This window comes from Gulosibacter chungangensis (genome assembly GCF_008831155.1).
Taxonomy (GTDB): domain Bacteria; phylum Actinomycetota; class Actinomycetes; order Actinomycetales; family Microbacteriaceae; genus Gulosibacter; species Gulosibacter chungangensis.
Genome location: NZ_WBKB01000002.1, coordinates 420,076 through 434,279, shown reverse-complemented (window position 1 = coordinate 434,279; position 14,204 = coordinate 420,076). Strand labels below are relative to the sequence as shown.

10 protein-coding genes and 1 tRNA gene are annotated in these 14,204 nt (G+C 60.1%); 4 read left to right on the top strand and 7 right to left on the bottom strand.

Annotation, left to right across the window (positions count from 1 at the left end; all coding sequences use genetic code 11):
* Nucleotides 1-78 precede the first annotated feature (78 nt).
* Nucleotides 79-1,320 (top strand): LL-diaminopimelate aminotransferase, encoded by a 1,242-nt coding sequence (locus tag F8O05_RS05405; RefSeq protein WP_158051712.1) that lies wholly within the window; start codon nt 79-81, stop codon nt 1,318-1,320.
* Nucleotides 1,321-1,323: 3 nt separating this feature from the next.
* Nucleotides 1,324-2,616 carry a diaminopimelate decarboxylase gene (locus tag F8O05_RS05400; protein ID WP_158051711.1) on the top strand — a complete coding sequence of 431 codons (1,293 nt, stop codon included), beginning with the start codon at nt 1,324-1,326 and terminating at the stop codon, nt 2,614-2,616.
* A gap of 62 nt (nt 2,617-2,678) precedes the next feature.
* Here the strand turns inward: F8O05_RS05400 and F8O05_RS05395 are convergent.
* A tRNA-Ile gene (locus F8O05_RS05395) sits at nt 2,679-2,752 on the bottom strand.
* Between the two features lie 133 nt (nt 2,753-2,885).
* Here F8O05_RS05395 and glgP point away from each other — a divergent pair.
* Nucleotides 2,886-5,438, top strand: a complete 2,553-nt coding sequence (glgP, locus tag F8O05_RS05390; RefSeq protein WP_158051710.1) for an alpha-glucan family phosphorylase — start codon at nt 2,886-2,888, stop codon at nt 5,436-5,438.
* Nucleotides 5,439-5,693: 255 nt separating this feature from the next.
* Complete coding sequence (locus tag F8O05_RS05385) at nt 5,694-6,197, top strand: DUF3145 domain-containing protein (RefSeq protein ID WP_158051709.1); 504 nt, start codon at nt 5,694-5,696, stop codon at nt 6,195-6,197.
* Between the two features lie 105 nt (nt 6,198-6,302).
* Here F8O05_RS05385 and F8O05_RS05380 read toward each other — a convergent pair whose 3' ends face one another.
* The 6 genes from F8O05_RS05380 to aceE all read right to left on the bottom strand — a co-directional run bounded on the left by F8O05_RS05380 (nt 6,303) and on the right by aceE (nt 14,042).
* Nucleotides 6,303-7,550 carry a beta-ketoacyl-[acyl-carrier-protein] synthase family protein gene (locus F8O05_RS05380; protein WP_158051708.1) on the bottom strand — a complete coding sequence of 416 codons (1,248 nt, stop codon included), beginning with the start codon at nt 7,548-7,550 and terminating at the stop codon, nt 6,303-6,305.
* 81 nt (nt 7,551-7,631) lie between these two features.
* Nucleotides 7,632-7,883, bottom strand: a complete 252-nt coding sequence (locus F8O05_RS05375) for an acyl carrier protein (RefSeq protein WP_158051707.1) — start codon at nt 7,881-7,883, stop codon at nt 7,632-7,634.
* A gap of 118 nt (nt 7,884-8,001) precedes the next feature.
* Nucleotides 8,002-9,009, bottom strand: coding sequence for a beta-ketoacyl-ACP synthase III (locus F8O05_RS05370; protein ID WP_158051706.1), 1,008 nt, complete (start codon nt 9,007-9,009; stop codon nt 8,002-8,004).
* 34 nt (nt 9,010-9,043) lie between these two features.
* Complete coding sequence (locus F8O05_RS05365; protein WP_158051705.1) at nt 9,044-9,964, bottom strand: ACP S-malonyltransferase; 921 nt, start codon at nt 9,962-9,964, stop codon at nt 9,044-9,046.
* Between the two features lie 79 nt (nt 9,965-10,043).
* On the bottom strand, nt 10,044-11,255 hold the full coding sequence (locus F8O05_RS05360; protein WP_158051704.1) for a PucR family transcriptional regulator: 1,212 nt from the start codon (nt 11,253-11,255) through the stop codon (nt 10,044-10,046).
* Between the two features lie 57 nt (nt 11,256-11,312).
* Complete coding sequence (aceE, locus tag F8O05_RS05355; protein WP_158051703.1) at nt 11,313-14,042, bottom strand: pyruvate dehydrogenase (acetyl-transferring), homodimeric type; 2,730 nt, start codon at nt 14,040-14,042, stop codon at nt 11,313-11,315.
* Nucleotides 14,043-14,204 lie beyond the last annotated feature (162 nt).

Sequence of the window (14,204 nt, the reverse complement as noted above, 5' to 3'; positions counted from 1 at the left end):
CGTTGACATGACGCCACTAACAGTGGACACTTAATGCTTGTGCGCATCACAGTTGCGCAAGTTAAATGGAGTTAGCACTTGATCAATCAGCATTATGGAAAAATCCCACCGGCTTACCTTTTCTCCGAGGTCGCCACGCGCGTCAAGCAATACCAGGACGAGCATCCCAGTGCGGAAATCTTGCGCCTCGGGATTGGCGATGTCACAAGGCCCCTGGCAGCGGCGGTGGCCGATACACTTCAACGTGCCGCGTCCGAACAGGCCACGACAATAGGCTTCCGCGGGTACGGTCCGGAACAGGGGTATCTATTCTTGCGAGAGGCCATCGTCGCGGGGGAGTACGCCCCACTCGGCGCCCCGATCAGCCCTGATGAGATCTTCGTCGGTGACGGTTCAAAAACAGATACCGCAGGCATTCAGGAACTCTTTGCCGCGGACGCAACCGTCGCCGTGAGCGATCCGGTGTATCCAGTCTATGTCGACTCGAATGCTCTCAGCGGGCGACTCGGGGAATGTACTAACGGTCGCTGGGACAACCTGACGTATCTCGAGTGCACGGAAGAAAACGACTACCGACCGAGCATCCCAGAAACGCCGGTCGACCTCGTCTATCTCTGCTCGCCAAATAACCCCACCGGCACGACGCTCTCGCGAGAGAACCTTGAACGCTGGGTGGATTGGGCACGGGCTACCGGTGCCGTGATTCTCTTCGACGTCGCCTACCGCGCCTTCATCAAGGACGACTCGGTACCGCGCTCGATCTACGAGATCCCGGGCGCAGAAGAAGTCGCCATCGAATTTGGCTCGTTTTCAAAGACCGCCGGCTTCACCGGCCTGCGCTGCTCTTGGACGGTCGTGCCGCGCGCGCTTCACCGTGATGGGGCCTCGCTCCACACCATGTGGAGCCGTCGACACGCGACGAAATTCAATGGAACTCCGTACATCGTGCAGCGCGCCGCCGAAGCAATCTACAGCGAAGCAGGCAGTCGCCAGGTACAGACCGACCTCGATTACTACCTCCGCAATGCCGGACTTATTCGGGATGCGTTGCTTAATAACGGCGTGCCCGCAGTTGGCGGCCTGAACTCACCGTACGTCTGGTTCCGCTGCCCCGGTGGACTCGATTCCTGGACGTTCTTTGACGCGCTGCTCCAGGAAGCGCAAATTGTCGGAACCCCCGGCGTTGGTTTTGGTCCTGCGGGAGCAGACCACTTCCGACTGAGCGCCTTCGGCAGCTATGAAGACACCCGCGAGGCGGTAACGCGATTGGCCGCGATCATCCCAACCTATTCACCCTCCCTGATTCGATCGGAAAACTAACCGATGCCACGTCAAGCCCCCTCACTTGAAACGCTTCGCGCCATCACCGAACAGGTGCCGACGCCATTTCATCTCTACGATGCGAAAGGCATCCGCGACAATGTCCGCGAACTCCAGGCCGCATTCGCCTGGAACCCCGGCTTTACCGAATACTTTGCGGTCAAAGCCACTCCCAATCCGAGCATCCTGCGACTGCTCAAAGAACTTGGTTGCGGGGTCGACTGCGCCTCATACACGGAGCTGCTGCTCGCGCACGAAGTTGGCTTTCGCGGGGACGAGATCATGTTCTCTTCGAATGTGACCCCGGCCGAAGACTTTGAACTTGCCCGTGAACTCGACGTCATCATCAACCTCGATGACGTCTCCCACATCGATTTCCTCGCCGAACACGGTGGCATTCCCGAGCGGATTTCACTGCGCTATAACCCTGGAGGTGACTTCTCCATTGGCACCAAGGTGATGGGGAATCCCGCCGAGGCCAAGTTCGGTATGACGCCCGAGCAGATCCCGGTGGCCGTTCGTCGGTTGCAGGAACTGGGCGTGAAACAGTTTGGCTTGCACACCTTCCTCTCCTCAAACACCACGGATAGTGACTACTACCCGACAATTGCGCGAATGCTATTCGAACTTGCGGTAGAGCTTCATGAGACCTGCGGCGCGGAGTTCTTCCTGGTGAACCTCTCCGGCGGGATCGGCATCGGCTACGAGCCCGGGGGACCCCGCGCGGACCTCGCTCGCATCGGCCGCGAAGTTGAGCGGGCATATCAGGAGACCATCCTGCCGTCCGGACTCGGGGAAGTGGCCGTAGTGACCGAACTCGGCCGCTTCATCACCGGGCCGAACGGTTGGCTCGTCGCGACTGCGATCCATGAGAAAAACATCCACAAGCACTACATCGGGCTTGACGCTTCGGCGTCGAATCTCATGCGCCCTTCCATGTACGGCGCGTATCACCACATCACCGTGGCCGGGCGAGAGGATGCGCCGCTCAGCGAGGTCTACGACGTCACAGGGGCGCTCTGCGAGAACAACGATAAATTCGCGATTGATCGGAAACTGCCGCAGATCCAACTTGGCGACCTCGTGGTGATTCACGATGCCGGGGCCCACGGTCATTCCATGGGACACAACTACAACGGCAAGCTGCGCTCCGCCGAGGTGCTGCTCGAGGAAGACGGTAGCGCCCGACTCATCCGCCGCGCGGAGACCCCACGGGACTATTTTGCGACCGTGGCAGGACTCGGGGTCAGTGAGGACATTGGCTCGGTCCAGCACGATCCGCTGCTCGCCCGCTAGAACCAAGCAGTCAGCCCCTGGTGCGCGCTTAGACGTGCGCACCAGGGGCTGTTGCTATCCGGTGGGGCGTGCGGGGCTTGAACCCGCGACCGACGGATTATGAGTCCGCTGCTCTAACCGGCTGAGCTAACGCCCCGGACCGAAGAAAGTCTAGCGTGCCGCGAACGATTCTGCGGCCACTCATAATGAATGTCGGTTCGAAACTAGCCAGACAAAAATTTGTCACGACAAAGCCACCGTTCGTTCACTTCCTTGAGTAGTCTGGCCGAGTGAAAGCATATGACTCGCTTAATGTGACCCCTCTCCTCCCCGAGGCACTGCAGCCATTGCAAACCCTCGCGATGAATCTTCGGTGGTCATGGCGTAATGAGACGCACGAGCTGTTCCGCAGCATTGACCCAGCCCTATGGACCAAGACCGGCCACAACCCCATCACCCTGTTGAAATCACTGCGCGCGAGCAAGGTGCAGGAACTTGCACAGGACGAAACCTTCCTGCACCGAATGCAGCAGGAACTCGAAGATTTCGAGTCTTACTGCGAACTTGATCGGTGGTTCAAAAAGAACACCGCCGGCGCCGAAGACGCCGACACCACGATTGCGTATTTCTCGATGGAATTCGGTGTTCACCAATCGCTGCCAATCTATTCGGGCGGACTCGGTGTGCTCGCTGGCGACCACATGAAGTCAGCTTCGGACCTCGGCGTGCCGATCATCGGTGTGGGGCTGCTCTACACCTACGGATACTTCAAGCAGACCCTCTCACGCGAGGGCTGGCAACAGGAGCACTACACCGAGCACGATCCGCAGGATCTCGCTGTCTTGCCCGTGCTGGACGAGCAGGGCGAGCAGCTCCACGTCAGCGTGACCTACCCAGAACAGCGCGAGGTACTCGCGGCCGTATGGAAGGCCGACATTGGCCGGGTGCCACTGCTGCTGCTTGACACGAATATTGAAGCGAACCCGGAAGACTTCCGAGTCATCACCGACCGGCTTTACGGTGGCGATGCGGAGCACCGGATCAAGCAGGAGCTCGTGCTCGGTGTTGCAGGGCTGCGAGCCGTGCAGCGGTTCTGCGAAATCACTGGCCGCAAACAGCCCGATGTCATCCACATGAACGAGGGTCACGCGGGCTTCGCGGGTGTCGAACGGATGGGACAGCTCATCCGTACGGGGGAGACCTTTGAAACCGCGCTTGCTGTGGTACGCGCATCCACACTCTTTACTACCCACACCCCGGTCCCTGCAGGTATCGACCGATTCGACATGCTGCTCGCAGAACGCTACCTGCAGGGTGATGAGTCGGGAATCTCCCGGCTTGCGCCTGGCGTACCGGTATCCCGAGCCCTGGAACTCGGCAAGGAAGAGGACCCAAACCGCTTCAACATGGCACACCTCGGTCTGCGCCTGGCTCAGTACGCGAACGGTGTAGCGAAGCTGCACGGTGCCGTGTCACGGTCGATGTTCAAGGATCTCTACCCCAATTTTGATGAGCGCGAAGTGCCGATCACGTCGGTAACCAATGGCGTGCACATCCCCACCTGGATCCGCAAGCCGATGAAATCGATTGCCTCTGCTATGAGTGGCAATCGGGACCTCACGACCGCCAATCACTGGAACGCACCCGACGCTATCGGTGCATCTGAACTCTGGCGAGTGCGCAATGAACTGCGCAAGGAACTCGTCGAGCACTCCCGCGCGCTTTCGCTGCAGTCCTGGGAAGACCGCGGGGCGCAGGAAGCCGAACTCGGCTGGACGAAGAACATCTTCAACCCAAATGCGCTCACGATTGGCTTCGCTCGGCGCGTGTCCACGTACAAGCGCCTCACGCTGATGCTGCAAAACCCCGAGCGACTGCGCCGCATCCTGATGAATCCTGAGCGTCCCGTCCAGTTCGTGATTGCCGGTAAAGCACACCCGGCGGACATGGGCGGCAAAGAGCTGCTTCAGGAACTGATCCGCTATGCCGACGATGCCGGGGTTCGCGATCGCATCATCTTCATTCCGGATTACAACATCTCCATGGCAAAATTCCTCGTTGCGGGATCGGATGTATGGCTCAATAACCCGATTCGTCCGCAGGAAGCCTCGGGAACCTCCGGCATGAAGGCCGTGATGAACGGATGTCTCACCCTGTCGATCTCAGACGGATGGTGGGATGAGTTCCGGGATGATGAAGCCGGCTGGACGATTCCGAGCGCCGTGCACGCAGACCCACACATGCGTGATAAATGGGAATCACAGGCACTGTACGACATCCTCGAACATGAAATTGTGCCGATGTTCTACGACCGTGACGAACAGGGAGTGCCGCAGGCCTGGGTGGAGAAGATTCGCTACTCGATGTCGCAGGTTGGTCCGCAGGTTGCGGCCGAGCGAATGGTGCGCGACTACTGCAAGGACCTCTACCTGCCCGCCGGTCGCACCTCCCGGATCGCCAACCAGCTCGAGAATGCTCGCGCATTCGCGCAGTGGCAAAGCAAAGTGAAGGATGCTTGGCCACAAGTTGCGATTACCGAAATTCGAAATGTGACCGGTTCCGCTCAAGCCGGAAGCCACGCACAATTTGAAGCAACCGTCCAATTAGGTTCACTCACACCGGAAGATATTCGGGTGGAAGCGGTTATCGGCATCACCGATGAATACGGTGAACTTGTGAATCCGCGGACCGTGACAATGGATGCCACAGCAGACGGTTCGCAGTTTGTGATGGATATCCCGGTGGACCTGCCTGGCACCTTCGGGTATACCGTTCGAGTGGTCCCACACCACCGCTTGCTGCGCTCTCCCGCGGAGCTGGGACTGGTACGGTTCCCGAACTAGTTACGACCCGTTGAATCGCGGCCCGAATCCAAGCGTGCTGGATTCGGGCCGCGATCAATTAACCAGCAATAGCCACACAAAGAGAAACACGCCGTATCGATAAATCACATGCTTGTGATTTGAGGCTAATGTCAGGCATAATTCCTGTGACAACGAGATATCGTCGAATTGAATAACCGACGGTGACGCCGTATGGCCTCAGTCACACGTATGGACGTAGGGGAAGACGTACCACCCGTGAAACTGGAGGAGAAAATGGCTGCACCACAAACCCAGGGTGTCCTTTATGTTCACTCTGCACCTCGCGCACTGTGCCAGCATGTCGAATGGGGCCTAGGGCGCGCACTCGGCGAGCCTGCGTCCCTACCGTGGATACCCCAGCCGGTAATCCCGGGTTCGGTGCGTGCTGAATACACCTGGCACGGGCCGGCGGGTACCGGAGCGGCGATTGCCTCACAGCTGCGCGGGTGGGAGCACCTGCGATTCGAGGTCAGCGAAGACCCGAGCGCCGGTGTCGACGGGGGCCGATGGCTGCACACACCGGGCCTAGGGATCTTCTATGCGCAAACGGACATGGCCGGCAACGTGGTAATTCCAGAGGAACGCATCCGGTATGCCATGGAGGTCAGCGGTGGGAACGCCACCGAACTCCACCGCGAACTTGCACTGGCGCTCGGGCACGCCTGGGACGAAGAGCTCGAACCGTTCCGCACCGCGGGTGATCACAGCCCAGTGGTGTGGATGCACCGAGTCGGCTAGCGAGGCTGCCAGACTTCGATTTGTCTCCCAGATACCGAAGAAGCGGCGTACGCATCCATGGATGCGTACGCCGCTTCTTCGTTTTCGCTGACTCGTTACTGGTGACTAGTAGGCACGAATGCCGAGTACTGCGTTGTGGCCACCAAACCCGAAGGACGTCGAGATGGCCATGTCACCCGACTTCACGTCGACCTTGCGCGGCTCGGTGACGACATCGAGACCGATTTCCGGGTCTTGTTGCTCGAGGTTGATTGTCGGGGGGAGCATTCCCTCGTGCAATGCGAGCACGGTGAACATCGCCTCAATCGCCCCGGCACCACCGAGGAGGTGGCCGACAGATGCCTTGGTTGCCGAGACGGGAATGGAATCGACCCGGTCACCAAACACACGCTTAAAGGCGTTGTATTCGGCAATGTCACCGACCGGAGTCGATGTGGCGTGCGCGTTAATGTGCACAACATCATCCGGGGTCGCATCAGCCTGCTCGAGGCAAGCCTGCACGGCACGCGAGGCGCCTGCACCTTCGGGCTCCGGTGCGGTGATGTGATAAGCATCGGCGGTGACGCCACCGCCGGCGATTTCCGCGTAAATGCGGGCGCCGCGAGCGAGGGCGTGCTCTTCGGTTTCGAGTACGAGCGCTGCCGCACCCTCACCGAGGACAAAGCCATCGCGGTCGACGTCATAGGGTCGCGAAGCTACCTGCGGATCGTCATTGCGCTTGGACAGCGCCTGCATGGCCGCAAACGAAGCAATCGGTAGCGGGTGCACCGCTGCTTCAGAACCACCGGCGATGACGACGTCGGCGTTGCCTGCCTGCAGGTGCTGATAGGCGTTGAAGATAGATTCCGTGCTGGAAGCACAGGCTGAAACTGCCGTGTGGATTCCGGCGCGTGCGCCGAGTTCCATACCGATGGCAGCCCCGGGACCGTTCGGCATCAGCATGGGTACGGTCAGTGGCATGACGCGTCGAGGACCGCGCTCCCGTAGGGTGTCCCAGGCGTCCAGGAGTGTCCAGACACCACCGATGCCGGTGGCCCAATCAACGAGTAGACGCTCGGGATCGATAGCGTCAGTGGTGAGGCCCGCATCCGCGAATGCCTCGCGGGCGCAGATCAGCGCATACTGGCTCGAAGGGTCAAGGCGCTTGGCTGTGACGCGTTCGAGGTGTTCCGCGGGGTCTTCTTTCACCGTGGCCGCGAAGGTGACGGGAAGGTCGATGTTGTACTTCTCGGCCTGGTTAGTGAGCGAACGCGCACCGGATTCACCGCGAAGTAGCGCTTCCCAGGTTCCTCGCGCATTCGGCGCCAGCGGAGAGAACGCTCCGAGGCCCGTTACTACGATCTTCTTGGTCATTAACAGATCTTTTTCCTTAGGGATGGTGGCAAGAACAGGTGTCGGACAGCGCGATTGTGGCTGTCCGACACCTCGCGAAAGCTAGGCTTCCTGCGCGTTCGCGATGTAGTCCACCGCGTCCTGAACGGTCTTGAGGTTCTCGACCTCGGCGTCCGGAATCTGAACGTCGAACTTCTCTTCAGCGTTCACAACGATGGTCATCATCGAGATCGAGTCGATGTCGAGGTCATCCGTGAAGGACTTGTCGCCGGTCACCGTGTCGCTGGCGATACCGGTCTCCTCGTTCACGAGCTCGGCGAGGCCTGCGAGAATCTCGTCCTTTGAAAGTGCCATTTTGGGGTTTCTCCTTTTGGTTGAGTCAATGACCGAATGTAATTGTATTGCCGGTCAAAGGTTCTTCGGGCGAGACTTACGAATAAGCCGCGAGAATATACCGCCCAGCCGAAATTGTTTAGGGCAGACGCACGATCTGAGCGGCGTAGGCCAGGCCCGCACCGAATCCGATTTGCAGCGCAAGGCCGCCCGAAAGCTCAGGGTGTTCCTTGAGTAGTCGATGGGTTGCCAGGGGGATGGATGCGGCAGAAGTATTGCCGGTCTCGGCGATATCGCGAGCGATTACCACACTGTCTGGAAGACCCAGCTGGTTCGCAAACTCGTCGATGATGCGCATATTCGCCTGGTGGGGGATGAACGCTGCCAAGTCGGAAGCTTCGATCCCGGCACGCTCAAGCACCTCGCGGGCTGCCTTGGCCATTTCCCACACCGCCCAGCGGAACACGGCACGACCATCCTGGCGCAGCGTGGGCCACTCGGTCTCTCCGCGGCGGTATTCCTGGAGCTCGTGGTTCATGGCCACTGCGTTCCATTTGGAGCCATCAGAGCCGATCACCGATTCTGAAATACCGGGTTCCTCGGCCGGGCCGATTACCGCGGCACCGGCACCGTCCCCGAGAAGGAAAGAAATCGAGCGATCAGTGGGATCAATAATGTCCGATAGCTTTTCTGCACCGACAACGAGTACATAGTCGGCGACACCCGACCGAACCAGCGCATCCGCCTGGGTGATGCCATAGCAATAGCCCGCGCATCCGGCCGAAATGTCATAGGCAGCGGCAGGGCTTGCCCCAATCGCCTCACAAACACGGGTTGCAGCCGCGGGGGTCTGTACGACGTTGGTGATCGTCGCGAGAATCACGGCACCGATCTGGGAGGGCTCAATACCGGCGGCTTCGATTGCTTCCTTCGCCGCCGTGACCGCCATGTCAATGACATCCGTGTCCGCATCTGCCCGGGCACGCGTGATGATGCCGGTGCGCTGGCGGATCCACTCATCCGAGGAATCAATCGGGCCAGCAATCTCATCATTCGTGACGAGGTTTTGACCGCGGAATGCGCCCATGCCGTGAATGCGCGTGAACTGGTGGCCCTTGGCCTGACGCAGCACTGCAGTTTCGCTCATTGTAGTTGGGAGTCCTTTCAACAAACTCGCGCGCTTAGGCGCCGGGGAAAAGTTCTGCGGCCGTGTCGATATCGGCGGGGACATTGATTGCTGCGGCGGGGACGCCCTTCATGCCTCGCTTCGCGAGCCCCACGAGAGTACCCGCGGGTGCCGCTTCCACGAGCCCGGAATACCCTGCCTCGAGGAAGGCATTCATGCACAGATCCCAATGCACCGGCCGATTTACCTGTTCGATGAGGTAGCGGCGATAGGTCACACCGTCCGTAACGACACTGCCGTCGCGGTTGGTGTGGATGGGGCGCGTGGGCTTTGCGACCGAGAACTCTTCTTCGAGTCCGGCAAGCGCGGCCTGCGCATCCGCCATCCACCGAGTGTGAAACGCGCCGGCCACCTTCAACGGGATCACCCGCGCGCCGGCGGGTGGGTTCTTCCGCAGTGCTTCGAGCTGCTCGGGCTCACCGGCCGCCACGATCTGCCCCGCACCGTTAAAGTTCGCGGGGGAGAGGTCCAGATTGTTGAGGTGCTCAATCACGTCCCCCTCGCTACCGCCGATAATCGCGGACATGCCCGTGGTGACCGCAGCGGCGTCTTGCGCCATGAGCTGTGAGCGCTTCACGACGAAGCGGATCGCCGTGGCCGCGTCAAAGATTCCTGCTGCATAAGCGGCAGCAATTTCCCCGACGGAGTGACCAGCCACGGCTGCTCCATCAACCCGATCGCCCAGTCGTCCTACGAGCGCATCCCAGGTGAGGATGCCCGCCGCCACGATCAGCGGCTGAGCGACTGCGGTGTCGCGAATGGTTTCAGCGTCAGACTCCGTCCCGTGACGGATGAGGTCGATGCCACTGGCAGTGGACAAGTCTTCGAGCGTGGACCTGCTGGCCGAGTCCTCGAGCCAAGGGCTCAGAAAGCCCGGCTTCTGGGACCCCTGGCCGGGGAATGTCACGACAGTCATAATCTCCATCTTCTCAGGCTCGAAGGCCATCACTTAGGGGGAAACAGAAATAAAAGAGCGAAATCCTTGTGCGGACTGGCTAAACACGTCGACGAGGTGACTTTACCTGTCGTCGCGGATCTTGTGTTTGGCCGTCCGCGATGCGGCCAAGAATCAGGGCACATTGAAGTACGAGCCATTCGCGGGCACCCGTCGCATCCCACCCGATAATCTCGGTGATTCGCTTCAAGCGATAGCGAACGGTGTTCGGGTGTACATAGAGTTCACGCGCGGTCGCTTCAAGAGAGCGGCCGTTGTCGAGATAGCACCACAGCGTGGTCAAAAGATCCGATTGGTGGTCGGCAAGCGGCGAGTACACGCGCTGCACGAGCGTCTTGCGTGCGAGTGGATCGCCCGCAAGCGCGCGCTCCGGCAGTAAGTCATCGGCCAGGATTGGCCGCTCGAGACGTCGATAGGCATTGGCTACTGAGAATCCGACCAGCGCGGCACGGGCACTTCGGGATGCTTCCACGACAGAGGAGACCTCCGGGCCAAGCACGAGGCTACCCTGACCAAAACCGGGCTCGAGCGCGGTTGCGATCTCAAGGAATGCCGGTGGTTCGCCCTCGGAGTCTTCGTTCTGCTTGGCGCGGCCAATAACGAGCACCAAACGATTTCCCTGGACACCGACCAGCAGATCGGCTTGATTGTGGCGCGCGGTACGGCGCAGTTGATCAACTTCAACGAACTTCGGGGTGAGGCCGACCAGCACGGCAACTTCACCGTGACCGCTCCAGCCCAGAGCTGCGATGCGGCTCGGAAGTTCGGTGTCATTTTCCCCGGTCAAGATCGAGTCCACGACCAACGCTTCAAGGCGTGCATCCCACAGTCCGCGTTGTTCCGCGGCTCGGGCGTAGACGTCGGCTGCGGCAAAAGCGATGTCTCGGGAGTAGCGCAGGACGCCCTCGCGGATTTCCGCGGGCGCGGAAGCCGTGCGCTCTTCGAACACATCGACCACCACGTGGATCAACTGCAGCGTCTGCTGCAGGCTGACCGACCGCAGCAGCTCCCTGGGGGCGGAATCAAAAACATCCTTTGCCGTCCAGGGAGCTGCGGTCGGGTCTTCAAACCACGACACGAATGAGGCAATTCCAGACTGAGCAACTAATGCAACTGCGGAGCGACGGCCCGGTGGCATGTCGGCGAACCAGGGGAGCGTTTGCTCCATTCGCTTTAGCACTGACGTAGAGAGGTCTCCAGTCAGGCTCCGAAGCCAGGCCACTGCGCGTTGACGATCGGTTATCTCAGTCATAGATGGGAACGGCTGGGCCGCACCTTTCTCAGTATCGAAATCGTGGGGCAGTGGGTCTTAGGCGTCGCCGCCCGCGTTACCCGATACACCCGCATTGGGGTTGTGCAGGTCGTACTTGTCAATGGCCTGCTGCACGACCGAACGGTCGACTTCGCCACGCTGTGCGAGCTCTGCCAGAGCGCGAACCACGATCGAGTGCGCATCGATCTTATAGTGACGACGAGCGGCAGCGCGGGTGTCCGAAATACCGAAGTCATCAGCACCGAGCGTGACGTAGTCCCCGGGAACCCACTTGCGGATCATGTCCGGCAGCGAGTGGTTGTAGTCACTCACACCGAGGAAGACGCCCTTGGAGTTCGAGAGCTTGTCGGCCAGGTACGGCGTGCGTGCTGGCTCGCTCGGAGCCGTCCAGTTGTGCTCTTCAGCCTCGAGCGCTTCGCGGCGCAGTTCCGCCCAGCTGGTGACCGACCACACGTGTGCCGAAACGCCCCAGTCTTCGCGCAGGATCTCCTGTGCGTGCATGGCCCACGGCACTGCAACACCGGATGCGAGCAACTGAACCTCGGGGCCGGAAGTCAGTTCCGGAGCGTTGAGGTAGTAGATGCCCTTGACGATGCCCTCGGCGTCAACGTTTTCCGGTTCAGCCGGCTGTACGTACGGCTCGTTGTACATCGTGATGTAGTACATGACGTTCGGATCGGGGTGATTGCCGCCGTACATCCGCTCAATACCGGCCTTGACGATGTGCGCAATTTCGTAAGCAAAGGCTGGATCGTAGGCGCGGATGGCCGGGTTCGTCCACGCAATCAGGTGCGAGTGGCCGTCCATGTGCTGTAGGCCCTCGCCGGTGAGCGTGGTGCGACCGGCGGTGGCACCAATGATGAAGCCACGCGTGAGCTGGTCGGCTGCAGCCCAGAACCCGTCACCCGTGCGCTGGAAACCGAACATCGAGTAGAACATGTAGAACGGCACGGTGAGTTCACCGTGCGTCGAATAGGTCGTGCCGAGGCCGGTGAAGGCCGAAACGGCGCCACCCTCGTTGATACCCACGTGCATGAGTTGACCCTGCGGTGACTCGCGATAGGCGAGTAGAAGCTCGCGGTCCACAGCCATGTAGTGCTGCCCGTGCGGGTTGTAGATCTTTGCCGTTGGGAAGAACGCATCGAGACCGAAGGTGCGTGCCTCATCCGGAATTACCGGAACAATGCGACGGCCGAATTCGCCACTGCGCATCAGGTCCTTCAGCAGGCGCACGAAGCCCATCGTGGTCGCGATTTCCTGAGTGCCTGAACCCTTCTTGACCTGCGCGTAGGCCTTGTCCTCAGGAAGGTCAATCTGCGTGTACTTCGAACGACGCTCCGGGACGAAACCACCGAGGGCGCGACGACGTTCGCGAAGGTACTCGAGGGCCTCGTCGTTTTCCTCGGGGCGGTAGTAAGGGATGTTGTAGAGGTCTGCCTCGAGATCCTTGTCCGCGATCGGAATCTGCAGGTTGTCGCGGAAGGTCTTGAGGTCTTCCAGCGTCAGCTTCTTCATCTGGTGCGTCGCGTTGCGACCCTCGAAGTGAGTGCCGAGACCGTAGCCCTTCACCGTGTGAGCAAGGATGACCGTGGGCTGACCCTTGTGCTCAACCGCTGCCTTGTAGGCGGCGTACATCTTGCGGTAATCGTGGCCACCACGCTTGAGACCCCAAATCTGGTCGTCGGTGTAGTTCTCGACGAGCTTGAGCGTCTCCGGGTTACGGCCAAAGAAGTGTTCGCGGACGAATGCGCCGGACTCAGCCTTGTAGGTCTGGTAGTCACCGTCCGGGGTTTCATTCATGAGCTTGACAAGTTCGTTGTGCTCATCACGGGCGAGGAGTTCATCCCACTCGCGGCCCCAAACCACCTTGATGACATGCCAACCGGCACCGCGGAAGAAGGATTCGAGTTCCTGGATGATCTTGCCGTTACCGCGAACCGGACCGTCAAGACGCTGCAGGTTGCAATTCACGACGAAGGTCAGGTTGTCGAGGTTGTTGTTCGCAGCAAATTGCAGCTGACCACGCGACTCCGGCTCATCCATTTCGCCGTCACCGAGGAAGGCCCACACGTGGGACTTCGAAGCATCCTTGATGCCGCGGTTCGTGAGGTACTTGTTGGTCTGCGCCTGCCAGATGGCATTCATCGGCCCCAGACCCATCGAAACCGTCGGGAACTGCCAGAAATCAGGCATGAGGCGCGGATGCGGGTAGGACGACAGTCCAAGAGGTGCCTTCGAAGCTTCCTGACGGAAGGCGTTGAGGTTCTCTTCCGTGAGACGACCCTCGAGGTATCCGCGAGCGTAGTTACCGGGGGAGGCGTGCCCCTGGAAGAAGACCTGATCGGGTCCGTCCGGGTGGTCGTAGCCCTTGAAGAAGTGGTTCAGGCCAACTTCGTACAGCGTCGACTGAGCTGCGTACGAAGAAATGTGCCCACCAACGCCGATGTCGGCGCTCTGCGAGTTCTGTACCGTGATCGCCGCGTTCCAGCGAATCCAACGACGGTAGGTGCGTTCGATGCGTTCGTCACCGGGGAATTCAGGTTCCTCGTCGGCCGCGATCGAGTTGACAAAGTCTGTGACGGGAATCATCGGCACACCGAGGTGCTTTTCACGCGAACGCTGCAGCAACGAAAGCATCAGCTCCCGTGCGCGGGTACTCCCACGCTCGGCGACTACGGCGTCGAGCGATTCTTTCCATTCCGCAGTTTCCTGCGGGTCGGTGTCGACATGGTCCTCCGAATAGGGATCCTGGATGTTGACAGCCATGTTGACCTCTTTCATGTTCTAGAGCGCAGGTGCGAGTGCCGCGCACGGGTTTCGAACGCGGGCACAACTTGCAGCCTACCGATTCCTGACCGGGAGATGGCGGATTCTGGCCGCGACAAGTGGATTTTGCAGCCCATCCCTGCCAGTTATGAGCAAGACTAG

Excerpts from the sequence above, each read along its gene's own strand:
- aceE (WP_158051703.1), bottom strand. The coding sequence starts at position 14,042 with ATGGCTGTCAACATCCAGGATCCCTATTCGGAGGACCATGTCGACACC.
- F8O05_RS05385 (WP_158051709.1), top strand. The coding sequence starts at position 5,694 with ATGGCTGCACCACAAACCCAGGGTGTCCTTTATGTTCACTCTGCACCT.
- F8O05_RS05375 (WP_158051707.1), bottom strand. The coding sequence starts at position 7,883 with ATGGCACTTTCAAAGGACGAGATTCTCGCAGGCCTCGCCGAGCTCGTG.
- F8O05_RS05380 (WP_158051708.1), bottom strand. The coding sequence starts at position 7,550 with ATGACCAAGAAGATCGTAGTAACGGGCCTCGGAGCGTTCTCTCCGCTG.
- F8O05_RS05365 (WP_158051705.1), bottom strand. The coding sequence starts at position 9,964 with ATGACTGTCGTGACATTCCCCGGCCAGGGGTCCCAGAAGCCGGGCTTT.
- F8O05_RS05360 (WP_158051704.1), bottom strand. The coding sequence starts at position 11,255 with ATGACTGAGATAACCGATCGTCAACGCGCAGTGGCCTGGCTTCGGAGC.
- F8O05_RS05370 (WP_158051706.1), bottom strand. The coding sequence starts at position 9,009 with ATGAGCGAAACTGCAGTGCTGCGTCAGGCCAAGGGCCACCAGTTCACG.
- F8O05_RS05400 (WP_158051711.1), top strand. The coding sequence starts at position 1,324 with ATGCCACGTCAAGCCCCCTCACTTGAAACGCTTCGCGCCATCACCGAA.